Source organism: Streptomyces sp. NPDC034049, assembly GCF_055575575.1.
On the sequence record NZ_JBVISJ010000003.1, the window covers coordinates 722,143 to 746,719 of the forward strand.

A 24,577-nucleotide genomic window follows, 5' to 3' on the forward strand; every position below is an offset into this window, starting at 1 on the left:
CCGCACAAAACCCGGTCCGGCGGAGCAACCCGACCGGACCGGGTGGAGTGCGACTGGAGCGTCAAGCGCCGCGACGATGAGAGGCGGGACCGGACTGTTCGTCCCCGTCGTCCTCATCGTCGTCGTTGTAAAGATCCGCGTACTGGGCGTACGGGTCGTCTTCGTCTTCGTCGTCCTCGAACGGTTCGCCGTTCGGAGGTTGGCTCGAAGTCGAAGCGCCCAGCTCGCTGGCCAGACGCGACAGGTCAGTCCCGCCGCTGTTGTACTTCAGCTGGCGGGCGACCTTCGTCTGCTTGGCCTTGGCCCGGCCGCGCCCCATGGCTCGACCCCCTCGGTGACGGGGCTCGACGGCCCCAGAGTCTTGACACGCGTTCATGTTCTAGAACGGGCTCTCTGTTGAGAGACCGGTCCGTAGGGCTTCCACGGTACCTGAGCCCACGCCCATACGGTACGTCGCCCGCAGGACGTGCCCGTGCCCAGAACCTGCGAGGAGCCCTTTCCTCGCTGGTCAACGGTGATTTTAACCGTTTCTGGACGGACGACCCGCCGTACGAAGTGAGAGTTCTCTCTAAAGCCGCCGACGGGTACCGCCGGCGCCGCACCACAACCGTGCGGCGCCGCCGTCCAGGGCTCAGCGACCGCGTGCCGCTGCCGCCTCGTGCATCCGCTGCTCGGCGATCCGGTCGGCCGCGGCGGCCGGCGGAATACCGTCCATCTTCGCACGTGCGAAGATCGCCAGTGTGGTGTCGAAGATCTGCGCGGCCTTCGCCCTGCACCGCTCGAAGTCGAACCCGTGGAGCTCGTCGGCGACCTGGATGACCCCGCCGGCGTTCACCACGTAGTCCGGCGCGTAGAGGATGCCCCGGTCGGCGAGGTCCTTCTCGACGCCGGGGTGCGCGAGCTGGTTGTTGGCCGCGCCGCACACCACCTTGGCGGTGAGCACGGGCACGGAGTCGTCGTTCAGGGCCCCGCCGAGCGCGCAGGGGGCGTAGATGTCGAGTCCCTCGGTCCGGATCAGCGCGTCGGTGTGCGCGACGGCGGTGACCCCTGCCGGATGCCGGTCGAGGATCCGCCGTACGGCGTCCGCACGCACGTCCGTGATCACGACCTCGGCGCCCTCGGCCCGCAGATGCTCCACGAGGTGGTGGCCGACCTTGCCGACGCCCGCGATCCCGACCTTGCGATCGCGCAGTGACGGATCGCCCCACAGGTGCTGTGCGGAGGCCCGCATGCCCTGGTAGACGCCGAAGGCGGTGAGGACGGAGGAGTCTCCGGCGCCGCCGTTCTCCGGGGACCGGCCGGTCGTCCAGCGGCATTCGCGCGCCACGACGTCCATGTCGGCGACATAGGTGCCGACGTCACACGCGGTGACGTACCGGCCACCGAGGGAGGCCACGAACCGTCCGTAGGCGAGCAGCAGTTCCTCGCTCTTGATCCGGTCGGGGTCGCCGATGATCACGGCCTTGCCGCCGCCGTGGTCGAGACCGGCCATGGCGTTCTTGTAGGACATGCCGCGGGCGAGGTTCAGGGCGTCGGCGACGGCCTCCGCCTCGGTCGCGTACGGGTAGAAGCGCGTGCCGCCGAGTGCGGGGCCCAGCGCGGTGGAGTGGAGGGCGATGACGGCCTTGAGGCCGCTGGCCCGGTCCTGGCAGAGCACGACTTGCTCGTGACCGCCCTGGTCCGAGTGGAACAGGGTGTGCAGGACGCCGTCAGATACTTCGGTCACTGTGGTGACTCCTGGGTAAGAAGCGGCGGTCGGGTACAGGCTCCCGTACGGGTGGCGGGGTCTGTGAGCATGAGATTAGAGCCTGCGTCCGCCGTACAGCGGCGCAGCCTCAGGATCACCCCCCGGCCGGAGTACGGGCGTGGTGCGATCCGCACAGTTTTCCGGCCCGCCCGTGTGCGGGTTCGGCAGGTTTCCCCGGTGGCAGCCGGGGGAGGGAGCAGGCGTGCCCAAGGTGTCCTCGGTGATCGTCCCGTACGCGTCCTACCTCCGCGTGTACGAGCCGCTGGCGGCCTTTCCCGAGCCCGAGCGCGGCCACTGGGCCCGCTACGCCCGGCGCCCCGACCGCCCCTCCTACCAGGACGAGCTGCGCCGCTCGCTGGCCGACCTGCTGCCGACCCCGCCGGTGCCGGTGCCGGTGCACGAGAGCGACGACGCCTTCGTGCTGGAGGTCGACGGGGTGGTCTGTGTCTGTCCCTGGCGGACCCGGCTGCGCGGCTGGCAGGCGCTCGGCGACCTGGCCGAGGAGCTGCCCGCCCCGGTCCTGGACGCGGTGCTGCCGCCGCTGGTGCGCCACCAGGCGAGCCAGGACTACGAGCGCTGGATGGCCGGCAACCCCGACGCCCGGCCGTGGATCCGCACCGCGACCTGGCAGGTGCCGTTGAACTGGTTCGTCCTCGTCTCGGACGAGGAGCGGACGTACGAGAAGGGGTCGGGCGAGAAGGGATCCGGCGAGATCTCGCCGGTGCTTCGCTATCGCACTCCCATGGTGCAGGCCCGGCGGCGCGTGGCGCGGGGGCTGCGGACCCTGCGGGAGGCCATCGATGAGGGGCCGCTCATCGACGGTCTGCTCGACGTGGGCCGCTGGCTGGAGGAGTTCCACCCGCGCTCGCTGGTCGAGCTGGACTACGGCGGCCTCGTGCACGTCCTGCCGGCCGACGAGCTGGACGGCGATCACTCCGCCGCCGACGTCGCCGAGGGCATCGAGGCCCTGCGCGGCGGGGACGGCCTCGCCGCCGGGGAGGCCTACGGGCGCCTGGTCGAGCGCTGGCGGGCGGTACGGGACCGGCGCTCGGCGAACTGAACCGGTCCGAACCGGTTGAACCGGCTCAACCTCTCGTCCGTACTTGTGACTTGTGGGGCCGATGGGAAAAGGCTTTCCACGGAGGCCGAACCGTGGTGAACTGTCCACCCTTGACCCAAGCTTGACGCACCGCAGTGACCTGCGGGTGTCATCGTGGGACGTAGGTCCCGATCCGGGCTTTTGCGTCAAGAAGCCGCCAAGCGTGACGGATTGCACTTACGCGGGCCTTGCCTCTTACGCACCTCCTCGTGTCAAAATAGGACAAGGAGCCCGGGGGAGGCTCCTTCTGCCCACGTATGGGTGGAATCTCAGCATTGCACGCTAATGGGGGGTCTCGTGACTCCTGCACGCCACTGTGACTGATCGTCACAGTGGCGTGACTGTCCGCTATGGCATGGTCCATCGGCATCCGTCGCTGATGAACACCTGGGAGGGCAATTCCATCGGTTTGGCCGACGTGGCTGGACAGATGGTGTAGTTGTAGTGCCGAGGACAAGCCGTTCGTCCTATAACCGACTCGACTCGCGTCCGCCATTTCGGGCAACGCGGGTCAAGGTGCAGAATTTAGAGGAAAGAACCGAGAAGGTTCGGTTCTCCCGAGGAGGCCGCTCATGACCGCTCGCACCCCTGATGCCGAGCCGCTGCTGACCCCGGCTGAGGTCGCCACCATGTTCCGTGTGGACCCGAAGACGGTTACGCGGTGGGCGAAGGCCGGCAAGCTCACGTCCATCCGCACGCTCGGCGGACACCGCCGTTACCGCGAGGCTGAGGTCCGCGCACTGCTCGCGGGCATTCCGCAGCAGCGCAGCGAGGCCTGAACCACCGCATGACAGGGCGTTTCGGCTGGTCCCCCAATCGGCCGGAAGCCTGAAAGCACCGCTCAGCAGCTTCAAACGACGCGGGTTCTGCCCCAACAGATCCCACGCCCGAGCCACACAGAGCTTTCCGGGAGGCCCAGGCTTCCCGGTCGTCGTCAGGCAAGCACCAAGGGTGCGTCGTAGATCGCGCTGGACTCCGCCGGGTCCAGCGCGATCTTTTTTGTGCGCGGAGGCAACGGAATCGGTGGTTCCGGGTCCGGAACCGACCGGTTGTGCGCGGGCTTGTCGGACTCTGGGGAGGGGTGTCGGATCTCCTGTGCAGGACCCCGGGGGCTGGTGCAATTGCACATATTAAATTGACCAGTTGTAGGGGACTGGTAAGAACAGGCGTTCCGAAAACTCGTTCAGTGACACCCGTCACATGTCGGACGGCTTGTTGCCCGAGCGGCATCTGCGGTAGAGGGGGCGGGAGTTGAGCACGGCGCGCCCTCGCGGAAGATGTTCCCTACGGGGCGCGTCTCACGCCTTGGCCGGCGTCTCGTCCTCCGCGGGGCCCTCGGCGCCGTCCTCGCCTGTGGGGTGCTCCGTGGCCAGCCGCAGCAGGCGGTGGCAGATCGGGCAGTGGCGGGTGAGATGGCGGTACGAGGAGGCGGCCGACAGGTGGGCACGGAGTAACGCGCGAGTCTCGTGCCGAGCGGACGCCGCCATACGCCACCTCCGGGGTCTTGGGGCCCTGAATCTGAGGTACCGGCGGAATGTGACGCCGTCAACCCCCACGGCGTCGGCGGAGCCGCCGCAGGCGGCTCTCGGAGGCGCGGGGAACTGCGCGAGCGCCACAGATGCCCCGCGCACGCCCAACGACCCCAGCACTCCGAGTTCTTGGGCGAACAGAGCCGGAAGCCGCCGCACGGCCGCACAGCAAGAAGGCCCGCATCCAAAAGGATGCGGGCCTTCTCCATCGTGCGGTCCTGACGGGATTTGAACCCGCGGCCTCCACCTTGACAGGGTGGCGAGCACTCCAAACTGCTCCACAGGACCAGGTTTCGCAGTCCGCGCCTTGTTGCCGCGCTGGCCTGCGAGAAGAGACTCTACAGGAGCGGTGGCCCCGCGGTCGAACTCACCCGGTGTGCACGGCCGATCACGGAGCGGCCGCGTCGATCGCCTTCACGATCCGCTTGTCGGAGACGGGGTAGGCCGTGCCCAGAGCGTGCGCGAAGTAGCTGACCCGCAGCTCCTCGATCATCCAGCGGATCTCCGTGACCGAGGAGGGCACGGGCCGCCCCTTGGGCAGCTGTTCGAGCAGCCAGGCGTACTCGTCGCGCATCTCGTGGACCTTCTCCATCCGGGACGTGTCCCGCTGGACGCCGGTCGGCATCTGCTGGAGCCGGCGGTCGGCCGCCACCAGATAGCGCATCAGGTCAGGCAGCCGCCGGAGCCCCGCCTCCGTGACGAACCCGGGCTTCACGAGGGCGTCCAGCTGCCCCCGTACGTCCGCGAGGTTGGCGAGGAGGGCCGGGCTGCGGGTGGACTTCAGACGGCGTTCACAGGCCTGCCAGGCGGCCAGCACCTGCTGCACCTGGCCGACCGTGCGGACCGTGGTGTCGACGATCTCCGCGCGCACCTTCTCGTACAGCTTGCGGTACGACGACTCGTCCCACGCCGGGCCGCCGAAGTCGGCGATCAGCTTGTCGGCCGCGGCCATCGCGCAGTCGTCGAAGAGTGCCTGGATCGAACCGTGCGGATTGGCGGACAGTGCCAGCTTCTGCGCGTTGGTGAGCTTTTCGCTCGCGAACTTCGCAGGGTTGACCGGAATGTTTCGGAGGATGAGCCTACGGGTGCCCTTCCACATCGCCTCCGACTGTTCCGCCTCCGTGTCGAAGAGGCGTACGGAGACGGTGTTGGCCTTCGGTCCGTCGTCGACGAGCGCCGGGTACGCCTTCACCGGCTGGCCGGCGCGGCGGGTCTCGAAGACCCGGGTGAGCGAGCCGATCGTCCAGTCCGTCAGGCCCGTCCGTTCCACGGACTCGCCGCCCTGGCGCTCGGCGGTGGCCGCCGCGGCCTGGGAGAGGGCCTTGCGCGCCCTCGGCCTCAACTGGAGCCGCAGCGCCTCCAGGTCCTTGTCCTCGGCCAGCTTCCGGCGCCGCTCGTCGACGATCCGGAAGGTGATCTTCAGGTGGTCGGGGACCCGGGACCAGTCGAAGTCCTCGGGCGTCACCGGCACGCCCACCATGCGCTTGAGCTCGCGGGCCATCGTCACCGGCAGCGGCTCCTGGAGGGGGACCGCCGCGTCCAGGAAGCGCCGGGCGAAGTTCGGCGCCGGTACGTAGTTCCTGCGGATCGGCTTGGGGAGGGAACGGATCAGTTCCGTCACCACCTCCTCCCGCAGGCCCGGGATCTGCCAGTCGAAGCCCTCGTCGGTGACCTGGTTGAGGACCTGGAGGGGGATGTGGACCGTCACGCCGTCCGCGTCGGCGCCCGGCTCGAACTGGTACGTGACGCGGAACTTGAGCTGTCCCTGGTGCCAGGAGTCCGGATAGTCGGCCTTGGTGACCGCCTCGGCCGACTCCCGGATGAGCATCTCCCGCTCGAAGTCCAGGAAGTCGGGCTGCTCGTGGCGCTTGTGCTTCCACCAGGAGTCGAAGTGCGCGCCCGAGACGACATGGTCGGGGACCCGCTGGTCGTAGAAGTCGAAGAGCGTGTCGTCGTCGACCACGATGTCCCGGCGCCGGGCCCGGTGCTCCAGCTCCTCGACCTCGCTGAGGAGCTTGCGGTTGTCGGCGAAGAACTTGTGGTGCGTACGCCAGTCGCCCTCGACCAGCGCGTTGCGGATGAACAGCTCACGGCTGGCCTCGGCGTCGATCCGGCCGTAGTTGATCTTCCGCTGGGCGACGATCGGCACGCCGTACAGCGTGACCTTCTCGTACGCCATCACGGCCGCCTGGTCCTTCTCCCAGTGCGGCTCGCTGTAGGTGCGCTTGAGCAGGTGCTCGGCGAGGGGCTCGACCCACTCGGGCTCGATCCTCGCGTTGACGCGGGCCCACAGGCGGCTCGTCTCCACCAGCTCCGCGGACATCACGAAGCGCGGGGGCTTCTTGAAGAGGGCCGAGCCCGGGAAGATCGCGAACTTGGCGTTGCGGGCGCCCAGGTACTCGTTCTTCCCCGCGCCCCTGCCGCTCTCGGCCCCGGCGTCCTTCACGTCCTTCATGCCGATGTGGGAGAGCAGGCCGGCCAGCAGGGAGACATGGATGTGCTGTTCCGGCGCGTCCTCCTCGTTGAGGTGGATGTCCATCTGCCGGGCGACCGTGCGCAGCTGGCTGTAGATGTCCTGCCACTCCCGGATGCGCAGGAAGTTCAGGTACTCCTGCTTGCACATCCGCCGGAACGACGACGAGCCGCGCTCCTTCTGCTGCTCGCGGACGTACCGCCAGAGGTTGAGGAAGGCGAGGAAGTCGCTGGTCTCGTCCTTGAAGCGGGCGTGCTGCTGGTCCGCCTGGGCCTGTTTGTCGGCGGGGCGCTCGCGCGGGTCCTGGATGGAGAGCGCGGCCGCGATCACCATGACCTCGCGGGCGCAGCCGTTCTTGTCGGCCTCGACGACCATGCGGGCGAGCCGGGGGTCGACGGGCAGCTGGGAGAGCTTGCGGCCCATCGGGGTGAGGCGCTTGCGTACGTCCTTCTGCGCCGGGTCGAGCGCGCCGAGCTCCTGGAGGAGCTGGACGCCGTCGCGGATGTTGCGGTGGTCCGGCGGGTCGATGAAGGGGAACTTCTCGATGTCACCGAGGCCGGCCGCGGTCATCTGGAGGATGACGGAGGCGAGGTTCGTCCGGAGGATCTCCGCGTCCGTGAACTCGGGCCGGGCCTCGAAGTCGTCCTCGCTGTAGAGACGGATGCAGACACCGTCCGAGGTACGGCCACAGCGGCCCTTGCGCTGGTTGGCGCTGGCCTGGGAGATCGCCTCGATCGGCAGGCGCTGGACCTTGGTGCGGTGGCTGTAGCGGCTGATGCGGGCGAAGCCCGGGTCGATGACGTACTTGATGCCGGGGACGGTGAGGGAGGTCTCGGCGACGTTCGTGGCCAGAACGATCCTGCGGCCGGTGTGCGGCTGGAAGACGCGGTGCTGCTCGGCGTGCGAGAGCCGGGCGTACAGGGGGAGGACCTCGGTGAAGCGGTAGTTCTTCTTGATCAGCGCGTCGGCCGTGTCCCGGATCTCGCGCTCACCGGAGAGGAAGACGAGGATGTCGCCCTTGCCCTCGGCCTGAAGCTCCTCGACGGCGTCGCAGATGGCGGTGATCTGGTCGCGGTCGGCGTCGTCGGAGTCCTCTTCGAGGAGGGGGCGGTAGCGCACCTCGACCGGGTAGGTACGGCCGCTGACCTCGACGATCGGCGCGTCACCGAAGTGGCGGGAGAAGCGCTCGGGGTCGATGGTCGCGGAGGTGATGACGACCTTGAGATCGGGGCGCTTGGGCAGCAGCTGGGCCAGGTAGCCCAGCAGGAAGTCGATGTTGAGGGACCGCTCGTGGGCCTCGTCGATGATGATCGTGTCGTAGGCGCGCAGCTCGCGGTCCGTCTGGATCTCGGCGAGCAGGATGCCGTCCGTCATCAGCTTGACGAAGGTGGCGTCCGGGTTGACCTGGTCGGTGAACCGCACCTTCCAGCCGACGGCCTCGCCGAGCGGCGTCCGCAGCTCCTCCGCGACGCGTTCGGCGACCGTGCGGGCGGCGATACGACGGGGCTGGGTGTGCCCGATCATGCCGCGTACGCCGCGCCCCAGCTCCATACAGATCTTGGGGATCTGCGTCGTCTTGCCGGAGCCGGTCTCACCGGCGACGATGACGACCTGGTGATCGCGGATGGCGGCCGCGATGTCGTCCTTCTTCTGGCTGACGGGCAGCTGCTCGGGGTACGAGACGGCCGGCACGCGTGCGGCGCGCTCGGCCATGCGGGACTCGCCCTTGGCGACCTCCGCCTCGATCTCGGCGAGAACGGCGGCCCGGGCTTCGGGCTTACGGATCTTGCGCGCGCCTTCGAGTCTGCGCCCGAGCCGGTGCGCGTCGCGCAGGGACAGCTCGGCCAGACGGGGGGCGAGGGCGCCGAAGGCGGGGGCAGGTGGCGTAGACATACGCGGTCCAGGATCTCACCTCGACGAAACGAGGGGCGAACGCTTTTGCGTCCGGCCGTCCCGGGGCACCGCACACGTATATCTGCCGCACACGCGAAGACCCCCTCCGGCTTCCCGGAGGGGGTCTTCGTCGATGTGGCTGGGGCCGGGGTCGAACCGGCGACCTATCGCTTTTCAGGCGATCGCTCGTACCAACTGAGCTACCCAGCCGCGATGTTTCACGTGAAACACCAGCGGTCCTGACGGGATTTGAACCCGCGGCCTCCACCTTGACAGGGTGGCGAGCACTCCAAACTGCTCCACAGGACCAAGGATGCGTACGACAGTGTCGCACACGTTCTTGCGTGCCCCCAACGGGATTCGAACCCGTGCTACCGCCTTGAAAGGGCGGCGTCCTAGGCCGCTAGACGATGAGGGCTATCGGCCCGCCTGGGCGCTTCGTCAGCGCGTCGGGGACGTGAGAAGCATATGGGATGGCGGGAGGTATCGCCAAAACGGTTTACGGGTCGCCGGGGGACTCCGCGGTCGACGTGCTCCCCGAGGGGGACGGGGACTCCTCGTCGCCGGGTTGGGCCCCCGGCTGGTTCTCCTTCGGCAGGTGGCGGCTGACCTCGGCCGTCGTCAGACCCAGCCCGCCGAGTTTGATCTCGTCCCAGGCCTGGAGGCGCCGGGTGTCGCGGTCGAGGTACAGGACCGAGGCCTCGATCGGATCGGGGTGCTTGCCCTCCAGCGCGCGCAGTCCGCTGCCGCCCGTGGAGCCCTCGATGCGCAGGCGGGTGCCCTCGTCGAGGACTTCCGTCCTCGGGTTGTGCAGATGGCCGGCCAGGACGAGCGGGACGTCACCGTCCGTCTCCCGGGCGGCGTCCGGGTTGTGGGCGATCGCGATGTCCACGGGGGTGCCGGCCGCCTTCTGGGCGCGCAGGGCCCGGGTCAGCCGCTGACCGGCCACCTCCTCCGAGGGCAGGCCCGCCTTGTCGGTCGAGCGGTCCGGGGTGAACTGCGGGTCCCCGATCCCCGCGAAGCGAAGCCCGCCGACGGTCACCGCCCTGCCCTCGTCGAGGACGTGCACGTGGTCGATGCCCTCCAGGTAGCGCTGCGTCGCACGCGAGTCGTGGTTGCCGCGCACCCAGACGTACGGTGCGCCGAGGTCGGCGATCGGGTCCAGGAACGCGTTCTCGGCGGCGCTGCCGTGGTCCATGGTGTCGCCGGAGTCCACGATGACGTTGATCTCGTACTGCTCCACCAGCGAGGCGATGATCTTCCAGCTCGCGGGGTTCAGATGGATGTCGGAGACGTGCAGGACGCGGATGGTCGTCGGGTCCGGCTGGTACGCGGGGAGTGTGGACGTGACGTCGTACAGCTTGGTCACGTTCGTCACCAGACGGGCCAATTCCTTCTGGTAGATGTCGAATTCGGTGACGATACTGCGTGCGTTGCCGACGAGGGAGGGCGCGGAGGAGAGCAGGCCCGAGAACTTGGGTTCCAGGACGGAGTTGGGGTTCCAGGTCGCGGCGGCCGTGCCGCCGGCGCCGGCCAGCAGGACGAGGGCGAGGCCACCCGCGGCGAGGGCGCGGCGGGGGCGGCGGAACACGGCGAGGCCCAGCGTGGTGGCGCCGACCACGACGGCGACGCCCGACCGCACGGCCAGGTCGACGGTGCCGTGCTGCACGTCCGAGGCGATCTCCTCCTGCAGCCCGGAGATCCGCTCGGGGTGGTCGACCAGGGCCTGGGCGCGCTCCGGGTCGAGCTGGTCGACGTTCACGTCCAGGCGCACGGGGGCGTTGTGGCTGCGCAGTTCCAGGGCGCCGAGCGGGGAGACGTTGATCTTCGTGCCGCCGGTGAGGGACGGGCGCAGGGTCATCGTCGTGTTCATCGGGCCGACGGGGGTGCGGACGTTGCCGACGATCAGCAGGCCCAGCCAGGCGCCGAGCAGCACGACCGCGACGAGGCCGAGCGCACGTCCCCAGGGGTGGGGGTGGTGGACCAGTTCGAGCGTCGGGTGCGTGCGGCGGGAGCGGTAGTGCCGGGCCAGGGCGCGGGGGGCCCGTGGCATGGACCGGGCGACGCGGCGCAGAGCGGTCCGCAAGGTGGTCCTCAGGGCGTTGCCGGTCGTGCCGGCGTCGGCGGTGCGGTTGGCTGGGGCGGCGGGGACGCGTGCCATTGGTCCCGTATGCCCAGCGGTGCGGATGGATATGCGAGGGGCGAGTCGCGGGGGTCGTGCCTGACAATGGCCGTGTGCTGGAGATGACGCGCGAGGAGTTCGAGGAACTGGTCGCCGAGGCGTTGGACCGGATTCCGCCGGAGCTGACACGGCTGATGGACAACGTGGCGGTGTTCGTGGAGGACGAGCCGCCCGCCGACGATCCCGAGCTGCTCGGGCTGTACGAGGGGACTCCGCTGACGGACCGCGGCGAGTGGTACGCCGGGGTGCTGCCGGACCGGATCACGATCTACCGGGGGCCGACGCTGCGGATGTGCGAGTCACGGGAGGACGTGGTCGCGGAGACCGAGGTGACCGTGGTGCACGAGATCGCGCATCACTTCGGGATCGACGACGCGCGGCTGCACGCGCTCGGGTACGGATAGCCGCTCAGCCGCTCAGCCGCTCAGTCGCTTCAGGGGCATCGTCGTCCCTGGGGCCGATCGCCGTCCCGGTGCGGCGGGCGTGCGGGCTGGAGCGGAGGGTGTGTGCGGGTGGGTGGGGGCTGGTCGCGTGGTTCCCCGCGCCCCTTCGGGGACGCTGCTGTGCACGGCGCTGTGCGGTCCCCGGCCTGCGCGTGTCCTCTTGTGGGCGGCGGGAGTTGGGCAGGGGGACTCCTCATTCCGCCCCCCTCGGAGGTGGCCGCCGTGCGCGCCTTGAACGTATCCGTCCGTCTGGCCGCCACGGTCCTGGCCGTCGCGGCAGTCGGCGGCTGTATGAGCGTGGGGGACGACGGGCGGAAGCCCGGGCCGTCGCCGTCCGTGGGGCAGCGGGGCGGGGAGAGGCCGGACGGGGGCACCGCGATGACGGGCGGGGGCGGCCCGGGATACCAGTCCGGGCAGGGCAAGCGCCGTGGTTCCGCCCCGCCCCGCCCCTCCGCCGCCGGCTCCGCGTCCGCCTCCGCGACGGCGTCCGGGGCGGCCGAGCCGTCCGGCAGGGCGACGCCGCCCGAGGGGGGCGGGAACGAGGGGAAGGGCGAGTGGCCGGAGAAGCCCGAGCCGACGAAGGGGGAGCCGACTCCGACGCCGACGGTGGTGCGGCCCGAGCCCGAGCCCGAGCCGGAGCCGACGAAGCCGGCGGAGCCCCCGCCGTCGCCGGAGCCCTCAGCCGAGCCGTCGTCGTCCGCGCACGAACAGGGGGCCCAACTGATGGAACGGGAACCGGCACCACAGGCGGGCAACACCGCGTAGGCCTACGGCGGTTGGGCCGCAGGGGTGTGGGGGTGGGCAGGGCTCCCGCCGGCTTGGACGGCGGGGTCCGGGTGGCACCAGTGTGGCTCGGTCGGCGCCGGTGGTGGGCGGCTGGGCGCTGTGTCCGTGACGTCGGCAGGAGCTTCGGCCGACGCGATCTCGGCGCCTGTTGGATCCGCCACATCGCGTGCTCCGCGCCCCCGGGGTTGCGTCCCGGATCTGCCGGGGTCGCGACCGTCCGCGCCTGCCGCTGGAGTTCCCGCCTCACCCCTGACCTGGGGTTATCCGCTCAGTTTGCCTTGAGGGGTGGTGGGTGCGTATGGTGGTAGATCGTTTGATCCCATTTGCCCGGCGCCACCACAGAGCGCGCCGTGTGGCGCGTACTCTCCCTTGCCGTGGCGGACCGCATAGAGGCGGTCGTGTGCGAATCACGGAGTTGACGGGCGCGTGCCGACGAGACTCCGGAAGGTTTCGCATACGCATGTCCATTTCCAGTACTGATCACGTCGTCGTGCCCGAGAACGACGAGAACGACTCCGTCGAGACGGCGGCCCCCGAGGCCACCTTCGCGGACCTCGGTCTCCCCGAGGGCGTCGTGCGCAAGCTCGCGCAGAACGGCGTGACCACCCCCTTCCCGATCCAGGCCGCGACCATCCCGGACGCCCTGGCCGGCAAGGACATCCTCGGCCGTGGCCGTACCGGCTCCGGCAAGACCCTCTCCTTCGGTCTGCCGACCCTCGCGACGCTCGCCGGCGGCCGCACCGAGAAGCACAAGCCCCGCGCCGTCATCCTCACCCCGACCCGTGAGCTCGCGATGCAGGTCGCGGACGCGCTCCAGCCGTACGGCGACGTCCTCGGCCTGAAGATGAAGGTCGTCTGCGGCGGTACGTCGATGGGCAACCAGATCTACGCCCTGGAGCGCGGCGTCGACGTCCTCGTCGCCACCCCGGGCCGCCTGCGCGACCTCATCAACCGCGGCGCGTGCTCCCTGGAGAACGTGCAGATCGCCGTCCTCGACGAGGCCGACCAGATGTCCGACCTGGGCTTCCTGCCCGAGGTCACCGAGCTGCTCGACCAGATCCCGGGCGGCGGCCAGCGCATGCTGTTCTCGGCCACGATGGAGAACGAGATCTCCACGCTGGTCAAGCGCTACCTGAGCAACCCGGTCACGCACGAGGTCGACAGCGCCCAGGGCAACGTCACGACCATGTCGCACCACATCCTGATCGTGAAGCCCAAGGACAAGGCGCCGGTCACCGCCGCGATCGCCTCCCGCAAGGGCCGCACCATCATCTTCGTCCGCACCCAGCTCGGTGCCGACCGTATCGCCGAGCAGCTGTGCGACTCCGGCGTGAAGGCCGACGCGCTGCACGGCGGTATGACGCAGGGCGCGCGTACCCGGGTGCTGGAGGACTTCAAGAAGGGCTACGTCAACGCGCTCGTCGCGACCGACGTCGCCGCCCGAGGCATCCACGTCGACGGCATCGACCTGGTGCTCAACGTGGACCCCGCCGGGGACCACAAGGACTACCTGCACCGGGCCGGCCGTACGGCGCGTGCCGGGCGTACGGGCACGGTCGTGTCCCTCTCCCTGCCGCACCAGCGCCGCCAGATCTTCCGGCTGATGGAGGACGCGGGCGTCGACGCCGGGCGTCACATCATCCAGGGTGGTTCGACGTTCGACCCCGAGGTCGCCGAGATCACGGGCGCGCGGTCGATGACCGAGGTCCAGGCCGAGTCCGCCGGCAACGCCGCGCAGCAGGCCGAGCGTGAAGTCGCTCAGCTCAGCAAGGAGTTGGAGCGGGCCACGCGCCGCGCCGCGGAGCTGCGCGAGGAGGCCGACCGGCTGACCGCGCGGGCCGCCCGGGAGCGGGGCGAGGACCCGGAGGCGGCCGTCGCCGCCGCTGCCGCCACCTCCGAGGCCGCCACCGCCGTGGTCGAGGCCGAGGGTGCGACGCAGGTCGAGGCTTCGGCCGCGATCGCCGAGCAGCCGGTGCACGAGCGGGCCTCGTACGACCAGCCGCGTCAGCGCCGCGAGGAGCGGGGCAACGGCTACGGCAGCGGCGGTTTCGACCGCCGTGACAACGACCGTGGCGAGCGGGGCGACCGCGGCGGGTTCCGCCGTGACGACCGCCGTGACGACCGTCGTGACGGCGACCGTGGTGGGCGTTCCTTCGAGCGTCGTGACAACGACCGTGGTGGCTTCCGCCGGGACAACAACGACCGTGGCGGCGAGCGCGGTGGGCGTTCCTTCGAGCGTCGTGACGACCGTGGCGGTTTCCGCCGGGACAACAACGACCGTGGCGGCGAGCGCGGTGGGCGTTCCTTCGAGCGTCGCGACAACGACCGTGGTGGCTTCCGTCGGGACAACAACGAGCGTGGCGGCTTCGAGCGTCGTGACGGTGAGCGCGGTGGCCGTTCCTTCGAGCGTCGTGACAACGACCGTGGTGGCTTCCGCCGGGACAACAACGACCGTGGCGGCGAGCGCGGCGGCCGTTCCTTCGAGCGTCGTGACGAGCGTGGCGGGCACCGGGGCAGCGACCGTCCCTTCAACCGCGACCGCCAGGGCGACCGTCCGGGCTTCCGCTCCGGCGGCCACGAGCGCCCGTACGGCCGTCGTGACGACCACCGCGGCAGCGGCAGCGGCACCGGCACCGGCTCCTCCTTCGGCCGTCGTGACGACAAGCCGCGCTGGAAGCGCAACGGCTGACGCCGACTGAGCAAGGCCGCAGGGCCCGTACGACTCCGGTCGTACGGGCCCTGCGGCTTTTCCTCCGCATCCCCGCCGGCCCCGGGGGCCGTCCCCCACTTCCGCCGGTTTTCGGCCATGGTGTGGCGCATGTCACGTCCCTGGAGAGGGAATTGCTGGGGGCATGACAGATGACGACATAGCCCGTGGGGCAGCCGGGGCTTCGGTCCCGGACTCTGTGTCGGTCTCGGTGTCCGACGAGGAGCGGCTCGCCCAGCTGGGCTACACGCAGGTCCTCGCCCGCCGTATGTCCGCGTTCTCCAACTACGCGGTCTCCTTCACGATCATCTCGGTCCTGTCCGGCTGTATGACCCTCTACCTCTTCGGCATGAACACCGGCGGACCCGCGGTGATCACCTGGGGCTGGGTCGCGGTCGGGCTGATGACGCTCCTCGTGGGTCTGGCCATGGCCGAGATCTGCTCGGCCTATCCGACCTCCGCGGGCCTGTACTTCTGGGCGCACCGACTGGCCCCGGCACGCAGCGCGGCGGCCTGGGCGTGGTTCACGGGCTGGTTCAACGTGCTCGGCCAGGTGGCCGTGACCGCCGGCATCGACTTCGGCGCGGCGTCCTTCCTGGCGGCGTACCTGAACCTGGAGTTCGGCTTCGAGGTGACCCCGGGCCGGACCATCCTCCTCTTCGCCGCGATCCTGCTGCTGCACGGCCTGCTGAACACCTTCGGCGTCCGGATCGTCGGACTGCTGAACAGCGTCAGCGTGTGGTGGCACGTGGTGGGTGTGGTCGTCATCGTCGGCGCGCTCGTCGTCGTCCCGGACAGCCACCAGTCGGCGTCCTTCGTGTTCACCGGGTTCGTCAACGAGACGGGCTGGGGCAGCGGGCTGTACGTGGTGCTGCTGGGGCTGCTGATGGCGCAGTACACCTTCACCGGGTACGACGCCTCCGCCCATATGACCGAGGAGACGCACGACGCGTCGACGGCCGGCCCCAAGGGCATCGTCCAGTCCATCTGGACGTCGTGGGTGGCGGGCTTCGTCCTCCTGCTCGGCTTCACCTTCGCCATCCAGTCCTACGACGGCGCGCGCGAGTCGGCGACGGGGGTGCCGCCGGCGCAGATCCTGCTGGACGCGCTAGGCGCGACCGGCGGCAAACTGCTCCTCCTCGTCATCATCGGCGCGCAGCTCTTCTGCGGCATGGCCTCCGTGACCGCCAACAGCCGCATGATCTACGCCTTCTCGCGCGACGGCGCCCTGCCGTTCTCGCACGTCTGGCACACGGTCAGCCCCCGCACCCGCACCCCCGTGGCGGCGGTCTGGCTGGCGGCGGGCGGCGCGCTCGTCCTCGGCCTCCCGTATCTGATCAATGGCACGGCGTACGCCGCGGTCACCTCGATCGCGGTGATCGGCCTCTACATCGCGTACGTCATCCCGACCCTGCTGCGGCTGCGCAAGGGCGACGCGTTCGAGCGCGGGCCCTGGCACCTGGGGCGCTGGTCGCGGGTGATCGGCCTGATCGCGGTGGTCTGGGTCGTCTTCATCACCGTCCTGTTCATGCTCCCGCAGCTCTCCCCGGTCACGTGGGAGAACTTCAACTACGCCCCCGTCGCCGTACTCGTGGTGCTGGGCTTCGCGGCGATCTGGTGGGCCGCGTCGGCCCGCCACTGGTTCCTCAACCCTGAACACGCGCGCAGTGTGGCGCGGGAGGAGGCGCGGAAGGGGGCGCCGGAGCCGATCGATCCGTGACCCGGTGACCCGGTGACCGGGCCCGGCGCCCGCGGGTCCGTGATCCGGTGACCGGGCCCGGGCTCCCGCGGTGCGTCGCCACCGGGTTCCGGCTCGGTCAACTCGCCCGACTCCCGCCGATCTTCCGCCCGTTCTGTTCTGCGGCGAACCTTTTTACGGCCCTCCGACGCGGCCGGGTCACCGATACCCGATCGGACTCCCGGCCACGTCCGGCTATGCTCGTGGAGGCAACATCGCCTGGGCCCTTAGCTCAATTGGCAGAGCAGTGGACTTTTAATCCATTGGTTGTGGGTTCGAGTCCCACAGGGCCTACGGTTCGCGGGTGGGGGGTACCCCCTCTGACCTGCGGCGCAGCGTCCGAGTCGACTTAGGTCGGGTCGGGCGCTGTGGCGTTTTCGGGGCTCTGCGTGAGCGATGTGCGAGCGGACGTTCGAGCAGGCTGGCGAGGCCGGCGCCGGGAGCAGGGTATGCGCGCTGGACACACGTGGGTGGCGGCAAGGAGGCGGCCATGAATGTGCCTGCGGACACTGTCGTCGTACTGACCGCTCTGCCGGTGGAACGCCAGACGGTGCGCCGTCAGTTCTGCGCCGGGACCCCGAGTTCGTCGAGCAGCCCGCGGACGCGGTGCTCGATCTCGTCGCGGACGGGGCGGACGCCGTCGACGGTCCTGCCCGCGGGGTCGTCCAGGGTCCAGTCGAGGTAGCGCTTGCCGGGGAAGACGGGGCAGGCGTCGCCGCAGCCCATGGTGATGCAGACGTCGGATTCCTTGACGGCGTCCACGGTGAGCAGCTTCGGGACCTCGGCGGAGATGTCGATGCCGACCTCGGCCATGGCCTCGACGGCGGCCGGGTTGACGCCGGCGCCCGGGTTGGAGCCGGCGGAGCGGACCTCGACGCGGTCCCCGGCCAGGTGGGTCAGCCACGCGGCGGCCATCTGGGAACGGCCGGCGTTGTGGACACAGACGAACAGCACGGAGGGCTTGTCGGACATCGGAGGCTCTCTCTTGTCTCACGACGGCATCAGGTGCGAATGATGTCAGCACCCGGTGGTATCAGTCACCACTGATGTGACAGTATCAGTACATGATGACGTCAGTCGACACTGACCTGATCCGGGTGCTGGCCGACCCGCTCAGGCTCCAGATCGTGACCCTGCTCGCCAAAGAGATGCTGTGCACCATCCACCTCGTGGAGGAGACCGGTGCCAAGCAGACCAACCTCTCCAACCACCTGAGAGTGCTGCGCGAGGCCGGGGTCGTGGAGACGGAGCCATGCGGCCGGTTCACCTACTACCGGCTCAAGCCCGACGTCATCGCCCTGCTCGCGGGCCAGTTCGCCGACCTGGCCGAGTCCGCCCGCTCGGCCGCCGACAACAAGCGGTCCTGCCCCTGACCCCTCGCCGCCCCCGGCGGCCGCACCAAGGAGTCTTGTTGACCGCCACGCACGAATCCGCCGCGGAGTCGGCCGTACCGTCCGCCGAGCCGCAGCCCGCTCCGGGCGCCACCCCTCCGCGCAGGCCGCCGGCGGCCCGGGCCGCCGCCGAACTGGTCGGCACCGCGGCCCTGGTGGCGGTGGTGATCGGCTCCGGCATCCAGGCCACCGAGCTGACGAACGACGTCGGGGTGCAGTTGCTGGCCAACTCCCTGGCCACCGTCTTCGGCCTCGGCGTCCTGATCCTCCTGCTCGGCCCGGTCTCCGGCGCGCACTTCAACCCCGTGGTCACGCTGGCCGAATGGTGGACCGGCAGGCGCGGCGGCGCGGGCGTGACGACCCGCGAGGCGGCGGTCTACGTCCCCGCTCAGATCGTCGGGGCCATCGCGGGTGCGATCCTGGCGGACGCGATGTTCGGCAAGCCGCTGGTGGAGTGGTCCACCCACGACCGGTCCGCCGGGCACCTGCTGCTCGGCGAGGTCGTCGCCACCGCCGGCCTGATCCTGCTGATCTTCGGGCTGGCCCGCACCGACCAGCTGCGCTTCGCCCCTGTGGCGGTCGCCTCCTACATCGGCGCCGCGTACTGGTTCACCTCCTCGACGTCCTTCGCGAACCCGGCGGTGACCATCGGCCGTACCTTCAGCGACACCTTCGCCGGCATCGCCCCCGGCTCGGTCGCCGGGTTCATCGGCATGCAGCTGATCGGTGGCGTGGTCGGCCTGGCGCTGGTGGCGCTCATCTTCGTGCCCGGACGGGACTCCGCCGAGTGACGCGGACGTCCCCGGTGGTGGTGATCGGCGGCGGCCAGTCCGGGCTCGCCGCCGGATACCATCTGCGCCGCCTGGGTCTGGACTTCGTCATCCTCGAGGCCCAGACCACAGCGGGCGGCGCCTGGCAGCACACCTGGGACTCCCTGCACCTGTTCTCCCCGGCCGCCTACTCCTCCCTGCCCGGCCGCCTGATGCCACCGCAGAGCGGCCGGACCTACCCCGACGCGCGGCACGTCGTGGAGTACCTCGCCGACTACGAGAAGCGGTACGAGCTTCCCTTCGAGCGGCCGGTACGCGCCCTCGGCGTCCACCGCGACGGCGAACTCCTGCGCGTGGAGACCGACTCCGGGACCTGGCGCGCCCGCGCAGTGATCAGCGCGACCGGCACCTGGTGGCGCCCCTTCCTTCCGGCCGTCCCGGGCCGTGGCACTTTCGGTGGCCGGCAGCTGCACACCGTCGAGTACCGCAGCCCGCAGGACTTCGCCGGGCAGCGGGTCGTGGTGGTCGGCGGCGGCAACTCCGGCGCGCAGATCGCGGCCGACCTGGCCTACGGCACCGAGCTGACCTGGGTCACCAGGCGCCCGCCCCGCTATCTGGCCGACGACATCGACGGCCGCGCGCTGTTCGACGCGGCCACCGCCCGCCGCCGCGCCCTCGACCAGGGCCGCACCGATACCGGCGGCGTCGCCTCCCTCGGCGACATCGTCGCCGTACCGCCCGTCCGTGAAGCGCGCGACCGTGGCCTGCTCAAGGCCGGCCCGATGTTCACCCGCCTCGTCCCCGGCGGCGTCGAATGGGCCGACGGCACCCGGACAGCGGCCGACGCGGTCATCTGGTGCACCGGCTTCCGGCCCGCCCTGTCCCACCTCGCCCCGCTCCAGCTGCGGGGCCGGCGCGGCCACATCGCCACCGCCGGCACGCGGGCCGTGGACGAGCCACGTCGGCATCTGCTCGGCTACGGCGACTGGACCGGACCCGCCTCCGCGACCCTGATCGGCGTCGGCCGTCCCGCCCGCGAGGCAGCCCGGGAGATCGCCGTCCTGCTGGGAGCCCCCGACCGATAGTCCATGGTTTCCTGAATTCAGATTTCTCTGTACTGTGGTCGGGTGCTGACCGTCGTTTCCGAGGTCGAGGTGCTCGCGCGCTTCGGTCGTGCCCTCGCCGATCCCATCCGCTGCCGCCTGCTGCTCGCCCTGCGCGAGAGTCCGGCGCACCCCTCCGACCTGGCCGAGCAGTTGGGCATTTCACGTACGCGGCTCTCCAACCACCTGGCATGCCTGCGCGACTGCGGTCTGGTCGTCGCGGTGCCCGTCGGGCGGCGCAGCCGCTACGAACTCGCCGACCCGCGTCTTGGGCATGCGCTGGACGATCTGCGCAGCGCCGTCGTCGCGGTCGAGACCGATCGCACCTGCGCCGAGGCCGAGGAGAAGGGCTGCTGCTGATGGCGGAACTCTCCCTCGGGATCCGGCCGAGCAGGCGGGACCAGCTCACCCGACGCATACGCCTCCTGGTCGCGGCCACCATCACGTACAACGTGGCGGAGGCGATCGCGGCGATCATCGCCGGCAGCCTCGCCTCGTCCACCGCACTGATCGGCTTCGGCCTCGACTCCGTCATCGAGGTCTCCTCAGCGGCGGCCGTGGCGTGGCAGTTCTCCGCGGTGGACCATGACGTGCGCGAGGCCCGCGAGAAGACCACCCTGCGGATCATCGCCGTTTCGTTCTTCGCCCTCGCCGCCTTCATCGCCGTCGACGCCGCGCGGACGCTGGCCGGCACGGGCGAGGCCGACCGCTCGATTCCCGGCATCGTGCTTGCCGCGCTCTCCCTGCTGGTGATGCCGTTCCTGTCCGCCGCCCAGCGCCGCGCCGGACGCGAACTCGGCTCGGCTTCCGCGGTCGCGGACTCCCGCCAGACCCTGCTGTGCACCTACCTGTCCGCCGTGCTCCTGGCGGGACTGGTCCTCAACGCCACCGTCGGCTGGTCCTGGGCCGACCCCGTCGCGGCACTGGTCATCGCCGTCGTCGCGGCCAAAGAAGGCCGCGACGCCTGGCAGGGCAAGGGCTGTTGCGCCACGCCCGCAGCCGCGCTGAAGCCCGTCGCGACCGCAGAAGGAGATACCTGCGGTTGCCGATCGGGCTGCGACTGCTGCTGACCCGCTCACGCTGGCGGCAGAAGTCGCAGTGACGTTCGGCCGAGCCCAGGCAGGCGGCGTTGCGACCTGCGTGCCCGGCCCTCCCGGCCGCGTGGGGTGACCCCGATCCTGGGTCAGGTCAGACCGCGGCTGGGGCTATGGTCAGCAGCTTGCCCATCGCGGCCAGTACGGACGGCTCGACGCGGTAGTAGACCCAGGTGCCGCGTCGCTCGGAGGTGAGGAGCCCGGCCTCCTTGAGTTTCTTCAGGTGGTGGGAGACGGTCGGCTGGGAGACGCCGACGTCGGAGATGTCGCACACGCACGCCTCGCCGCCCTCGTGCGAGGCCACGGCGGAGAACAGCCGCAGCCGCACCGGGTCGCCGAGCGCCTTGAACATGCGCGCGGCTGTCTCGGCCTCCTCCGCGGTGAACGGGCGCTCGGTGAGCGGCGGGCAGCACGGCGCCACCCCCTCGCCGGCGGCGGCATCCAGGAGCGGCAGCACCTTCGTGTTCGACATGTATCTATGTTGACATACGTCGAACCAGTCGGGCGAGGGGCGTAGGGCTTCAGGTTCGGGACGAGTAGGCGGCGACCTCGTCGCGGAGCGGGTCGGTCAGAGGTCCCGCCGAAGGGCTCGCCGGGCGGCGAGCTGTATCGGGCCGGCGAGAAGAGGATGAGGCTGCGCTGGAGCGCGGCCACGACCCCGCCGCCTGCTCGGACGCCTCCAGCGCCACTGGTTGCACCCCCTGCCCGCGTAGGGCGTGTGCGGTGGACAGCCCGGACCGGCCACCCCCGATCACCGCGACATCGATGTGCTCCGCGACCCCCGCCCATGAATTCGATGAATGTCTATGTTGACGCTCATCGATACAGGTGCCATGCTGGCCGCGTAAGCCATCGACGCATGTCGAAGCAAAGGGGAATCGCGTGGCCGTGTCCATCACCAACGTGCCCACCACCGACCAGCTGCCCGTCGTGGTCGTCGGAGCCGGCCCGATCGGCCTGGCCGCCGCCGCCCACCTCATCGAGCGCCGCCTCGAACCGCTCGTCCTGGAGGCAGGGCCGTCCGCCGGTACCGCTGTACGGGCCTGGGCGCACGTCCGGCTGTTCTCCTCCTGGGCCGAGGTCACCGACCCCGCCGCCGAGAAGCTCCTCGCCCCGACCGGCTGGATCCGCCCCGATAACACCGGCTACCCCACCGGAGGCGACTGGGCCGAGCAGTACCTCCAGCCGCTCGCCGACGTCCTCGGCGACCACATCCGCTACGGCGCCACGGTCACCGGCGTCGCCCGCGCCGGGCGGGACCGCATCGTCGACTCCGGCCGCGACGAGCAGCCCTTCACCGTCCACGTCCAGCTCGCCGACGGCCGCGAGGAGCGGATCACCGCCCGCGCCGTCATCGACGCCTCCGGCACCTGGTCCACCCCCAGCCCGATGGGCGCCGACGGCCTGCCCGCCCTCGGCGAGAAGACGGCCGCCGACCACATCGCCCACCGTGTCCCCGACCTGGGCGACCCGGCCGTACGCGCCCGGTACGCGGGCAAGCGCACCGCGGTCATCGGCTCCGGCGCCTCCGCCTTCACCGCCCTCGCCCACCTCGCCGACCTCGCCGAGGAGGAGGACGGAACGCACGCGGTGTGGGTCCTGCGCCGCGGCATCGGCGACCACACCTACGGCGGCGGCGAGGCCGACCAGCTCCCCGCCCGCGGCGCCCTGGGCCTGCGCGCCAAGGCCGCCGTCGAGGCCGGCCGCGCGAGCACGGCCACCGGATTCCGCACCCGGTCCGTGGAACGCGATGCCGACGGCCGCCTGGTCCTCGTGGCCGAGGACGGGCGCCGCCTGGACCCGGTCGACGAGGTCATCGTCCTCACCGGCTTCCGCCCCGACCTGTCCTTCCTCTCCGAACTCCGCCTCGGCCTCGACGAACGCCTCCAGGCCCCCACCGCGCTCGCCCCCCTGATCGACCCCAACGTCCACTCCTGCGGCACGGTCTACCCGCACGGCGTGAACGAGCTCTCCCACCCGGAGAAGGACATCTACCTGGTCGGCATGAAGTCCTACGGCCGCGCCCCCACCTTCCTCGCCATGACCGGCTACGAGCAGGTCCGCTCCATCACCGCCTCGATCGCCGGCGACCGCGAGGCCGCCGAGCGCGTCGAACTCACCCTCCCGGAGACCGGCGTATGCGGCGGCGCGGGCCTGTTCGACGACCCCGACGCCGCCCAGAGCAGCGAGGGCGGCGGCTGCTGCGCGGCCCCGGCCACCCTTCAGATCGGAGTCGGCGCCCCGGCGGCAGCCTCCGGAGGCTGCTGAACTCGCCACCCACCCAAGGAGGTTCGCCATGTCCCGCGTACAGCTCGCCCTGCGCGTACCCGACCTCAAGGCATCCATCGCCTTCTACAGCAAGCTGTTCGGCACCGAGCCCGCCAAACTCCGCGACGGCTACGCCAACTTCGCCGTCACCGAGCCCCCGCTCAAGCTCGTCCTCATCGAAGGCACCGCAGGCGAGGCGACCCGCTTGGACCACCTCGGCGTCGAAGTCGAGACGACCGAGGCGGTGCACGCCGCCACCGCCCGCCTGGGCGAGGCCGGCCTGTCCACCGACGTCGAGAACGACACCACCTGCTGCTACGCCCTCCAGGACAAGGTCTGGGTCCACGGCCCCGGCCAGGAACCCTGGGAGGTCTACGTCGTGAAGGCAGACGCCGACTCCCTCGCCAAGCAGCAGGGCAGCACCTGCTGCGCCGCCGACCCGGTCGGGGCCGACACGGGTGCCAGGGAACCGGCCGTCGCGGGCGGCTGCTGCTGATCCGCCGATGACCTGCGGTAGATGAGGGTCAGTTGGCCCTCGTCGCGAAGGCGGCTTCGTGATGACACGACCGACCACACGCGAACGTGGACCCGTCTGCCGGACCCGTGGGGGCACGATTCTGCGACCGCCCCCGGGCCCGAGCGGGACGGCGCGGCACGAGCCGTCACGAGGTGGAACACCGCATGGCACATGGTGGGGGGTACCCCCTCTGACCTGCTACGCGGCGCTCGGGTCGGCTTCGGTCGGCTCGGGCGCCGCGGTGTTTTCGGGGTCGTGCGTGAGGTCTCCGCGGACTCGTAGGGGGAGAGGCCCCGTTGCTGAGAAGTGCGCTCCTCGGTCACCGCCCAAATGGAGCATGCGCCGAGCCGAGTGCGCCCCGGCGGCTCCCTTCAGGATCCCGTCGTCGAGGCGGGGGAACGGATCCGCGTACGGGGTCGACGCCACTGGTGAAATCGCTCTTTCGAGCGTGTGTGCCTGCGTGTGCCATCGATCGTGGAACTTTTGACCAACTCGTCGCGCGGTCGATTTTTCCAACGTCATGTGCAATTTGCATACAATCACACTCTCTTGGGTGGTCTTGTGCCGGCATACGGCCGTGCAGATAGCTAGGTGATGCGCCCGCTTCCGCCCCGGGCTTCGGATGAGCCCCGTGCACGCCATCAGCGCACTCGTTTCTCCGTGCGCCGGCAGGAAGCAGTCGCGAGACCGAGCAGAGGAGAGATCATGAAGAAGGCCTACGAAGCGCCGACGCTGGTCCGACTCGGGACCTTCCGCAAGAAGACCGGGCTCCTGCAGAGCTCCGGCAACGACCGTCTCATCCTGAGCAAGAACTGACGGCCGACGGTCCCTGACCTG

Annotated in this window: 21 protein-coding genes and 5 tRNA genes; 15 read left to right on the forward strand and 11 right to left on the reverse strand. The window is 70.4% G+C overall.

The annotated features are described in order from the left end of the window. Window positions 1-61: 61 nt before the first annotated feature. Entirely contained in the window at window positions 62-319 is a 258-nt protein-coding gene (locus ACZ52C_RS12920; protein WP_469074728.1) for a DUF3073 domain-containing protein, read from the reverse strand. A 312-nt stretch (window positions 320-631) separates the two neighbouring features. After that, window positions 632-1,726 (reverse strand): Leu/Phe/Val dehydrogenase, encoded by a 1,095-nt coding sequence (locus ACZ52C_RS12925; RefSeq protein ID WP_469074729.1) that lies wholly within the window; start codon window positions 1,724-1,726, stop codon window positions 632-634. 223 nt (window positions 1,727-1,949) lie between these two features. On the opposite strand from ACZ52C_RS12925, the gene ACZ52C_RS12930 reads away from it, so the two are divergent. Both ACZ52C_RS12930 and bldC read left to right on the forward strand, forming a co-directional pair. Next, entirely contained in the window at window positions 1,950-2,807 is an 858-nt protein-coding gene (locus ACZ52C_RS12930; RefSeq protein ID WP_469074730.1) for a DUF8083 family protein, read from the forward strand. Window positions 2,808-3,418: 611 nt separating this feature from the next. Then, on the forward strand, window positions 3,419-3,625 hold the full coding sequence (bldC, locus tag ACZ52C_RS12935; protein WP_003949541.1) for a developmental transcriptional regulator BldC: 207 nt from the start codon (window positions 3,419-3,421) through the stop codon (window positions 3,623-3,625). A 519-nt stretch (window positions 3,626-4,144) separates the two neighbouring features. On the opposite strand, the gene ACZ52C_RS12940 is transcribed toward bldC, so the two are convergent. The 7 genes from ACZ52C_RS12940 to ACZ52C_RS12970 form a co-directional block, all read right to left on the reverse strand. Continuing rightward, window positions 4,145-4,333 (reverse strand): DUF6274 family protein, encoded by a 189-nt coding sequence (locus ACZ52C_RS12940; RefSeq protein ID WP_469074731.1) that lies wholly within the window; start codon window positions 4,331-4,333, stop codon window positions 4,145-4,147. A gap of 255 nt (window positions 4,334-4,588) precedes the next feature. Further along, a tRNA-Asp gene (locus ACZ52C_RS12945) sits at window positions 4,589-4,663 on the reverse strand. A 100-nt stretch (window positions 4,664-4,763) separates the two neighbouring features. After that, window positions 4,764-8,741 (reverse strand): ATP-dependent RNA helicase HrpA, encoded by a 3,978-nt coding sequence (gene hrpA, locus ACZ52C_RS12950; protein ID WP_469074732.1) that lies wholly within the window; start codon window positions 8,739-8,741, stop codon window positions 4,764-4,766. A gap of 136 nt (window positions 8,742-8,877) precedes the next feature. Beyond that, window positions 8,878-8,951, reverse strand: a tRNA-Phe gene (locus tag ACZ52C_RS12955). 24 nt (window positions 8,952-8,975) lie between these two features. Further along, window positions 8,976-9,050: transfer RNA gene (locus ACZ52C_RS12960), tRNA-Asp, on the reverse strand. 36 nt (window positions 9,051-9,086) lie between these two features. After that, window positions 9,087-9,159, reverse strand: a tRNA-Glu gene (locus tag ACZ52C_RS12965). Between the two features lie 81 nt (window positions 9,160-9,240). Continuing rightward, window positions 9,241-10,902, reverse strand: a complete 1,662-nt coding sequence (locus ACZ52C_RS12970; protein WP_469074733.1) for a metallophosphoesterase family protein — start codon at window positions 10,900-10,902, stop codon at window positions 9,241-9,243. Between the two features lie 74 nt (window positions 10,903-10,976). Here ACZ52C_RS12970 and ACZ52C_RS12975 point away from each other — a divergent pair, with 74 nt between their 5' ends. The 5 genes from ACZ52C_RS12975 (at window position 10,977) to ACZ52C_RS12995 (ending at window position 16,891) form a co-directional block, all read left to right on the forward strand. Next, complete coding sequence (locus ACZ52C_RS12975) at window positions 10,977-11,327, forward strand: metallopeptidase family protein (protein WP_009327618.1); 351 nt, start codon at window positions 10,977-10,979, stop codon at window positions 11,325-11,327. A 261-nt stretch (window positions 11,328-11,588) separates the two neighbouring features. After that, on the forward strand, window positions 11,589-12,131 hold the full coding sequence (locus ACZ52C_RS12980) for a hypothetical protein (protein WP_469074734.1): 543 nt from the start codon (window positions 11,589-11,591) through the stop codon (window positions 12,129-12,131). Between the two features lie 481 nt (window positions 12,132-12,612). Further along, entirely contained in the window at window positions 12,613-14,841 is a 2,229-nt protein-coding gene (locus ACZ52C_RS12985; protein WP_469074735.1) for a DEAD/DEAH box helicase, read from the forward strand. 163 nt (window positions 14,842-15,004) lie between these two features. Continuing rightward, window positions 15,005-16,579, forward strand: a complete 1,575-nt coding sequence (locus tag ACZ52C_RS12990) for an amino acid permease (protein ID WP_469074736.1) — start codon at window positions 15,005-15,007, stop codon at window positions 16,577-16,579. Between the two features lie 239 nt (window positions 16,580-16,818). Further along, window positions 16,819-16,891 (forward strand) — tRNA-Lys (locus tag ACZ52C_RS12995). A gap of 264 nt (window positions 16,892-17,155) precedes the next feature. Here the strand turns inward: ACZ52C_RS12995 and ACZ52C_RS13000 are convergent. Next, complete coding sequence (locus ACZ52C_RS13000; RefSeq protein ID WP_469074737.1) at window positions 17,156-17,569, reverse strand: arsenate reductase ArsC; 414 nt, start codon at window positions 17,567-17,569, stop codon at window positions 17,156-17,158. Between the two features lie 92 nt (window positions 17,570-17,661). Between ACZ52C_RS13000 and ACZ52C_RS13005 the strand changes: the two genes are divergently transcribed. From ACZ52C_RS13005 to ACZ52C_RS13025, 5 genes are read left to right on the forward strand one after another with little or no spacing between them, the layout of a single operon-like run. Further along, complete coding sequence (locus ACZ52C_RS13005) at window positions 17,662-17,970, forward strand: ArsR/SmtB family transcription factor (RefSeq protein ID WP_469074738.1); 309 nt, start codon at window positions 17,662-17,664, stop codon at window positions 17,968-17,970. 38 nt (window positions 17,971-18,008) lie between these two features. Beyond that, window positions 18,009-18,779, forward strand: a complete 771-nt coding sequence (locus ACZ52C_RS13010; protein ID WP_469074739.1) for an aquaporin — start codon at window positions 18,009-18,011, stop codon at window positions 18,777-18,779. Then, window positions 18,776-19,843 carry an ArsO family NAD(P)H-dependent flavin-containing monooxygenase gene (locus tag ACZ52C_RS13015; RefSeq protein WP_469074740.1) on the forward strand — a complete coding sequence of 356 codons (1,068 nt, stop codon included), beginning with the start codon at window positions 18,776-18,778 and terminating at the stop codon, window positions 19,841-19,843. The genes ACZ52C_RS13010 and ACZ52C_RS13015 overlap by 4 nt, the downstream gene beginning before the upstream one ends. A gap of 42 nt (window positions 19,844-19,885) precedes the next feature. Further along, on the forward strand, window positions 19,886-20,221 hold the full coding sequence (locus ACZ52C_RS13020; protein WP_469074741.1) for an ArsR/SmtB family transcription factor: 336 nt from the start codon (window positions 19,886-19,888) through the stop codon (window positions 20,219-20,221). Then, window positions 20,221-20,931 carry a cation efflux transmembrane domain-containing protein gene (locus ACZ52C_RS13025; RefSeq protein WP_469074742.1) on the forward strand — a complete coding sequence of 237 codons (711 nt, stop codon included), beginning with the start codon at window positions 20,221-20,223 and terminating at the stop codon, window positions 20,929-20,931. Before ACZ52C_RS13020 ends, ACZ52C_RS13025 begins: the two co-directional genes overlap by 1 nt. Before the next feature lie 118 nt (window positions 20,932-21,049). Here ACZ52C_RS13025 and ACZ52C_RS13030 read toward each other — a convergent pair whose 3' ends face one another. Further along, entirely contained in the window at window positions 21,050-21,427 is a 378-nt protein-coding gene (locus tag ACZ52C_RS13030; protein ID WP_086802249.1) for an ArsR/SmtB family transcription factor, read from the reverse strand. 416 nt (window positions 21,428-21,843) lie between these two features. Here ACZ52C_RS13030 and ACZ52C_RS13035 point away from each other — a divergent pair, with 416 nt between their 5' ends. The 3 genes from ACZ52C_RS13035 (at window position 21,844) to ACZ52C_RS13045 (ending at window position 24,556) form a co-directional block, all read left to right on the forward strand. Then, on the forward strand, window positions 21,844-23,223 hold the full coding sequence (locus ACZ52C_RS13035) for an NAD(P)-binding domain-containing protein (RefSeq protein ID WP_469074812.1): 1,380 nt from the start codon (window positions 21,844-21,846) through the stop codon (window positions 23,221-23,223). A gap of 28 nt (window positions 23,224-23,251) precedes the next feature. Continuing rightward, window positions 23,252-23,719 (forward strand): ArsI/CadI family heavy metal resistance metalloenzyme, encoded by a 468-nt coding sequence (locus ACZ52C_RS13040; RefSeq protein ID WP_469074743.1) that lies wholly within the window; start codon window positions 23,252-23,254, stop codon window positions 23,717-23,719. 726 nt (window positions 23,720-24,445) lie between these two features. Then, window positions 24,446-24,556, forward strand: a complete 111-nt coding sequence (locus ACZ52C_RS13045; RefSeq protein WP_107050258.1) for a keywimysin-related RiPP — start codon at window positions 24,446-24,448, stop codon at window positions 24,554-24,556. The last annotated feature ends 21 nt before the right edge of the window (window positions 24,557-24,577 follow it).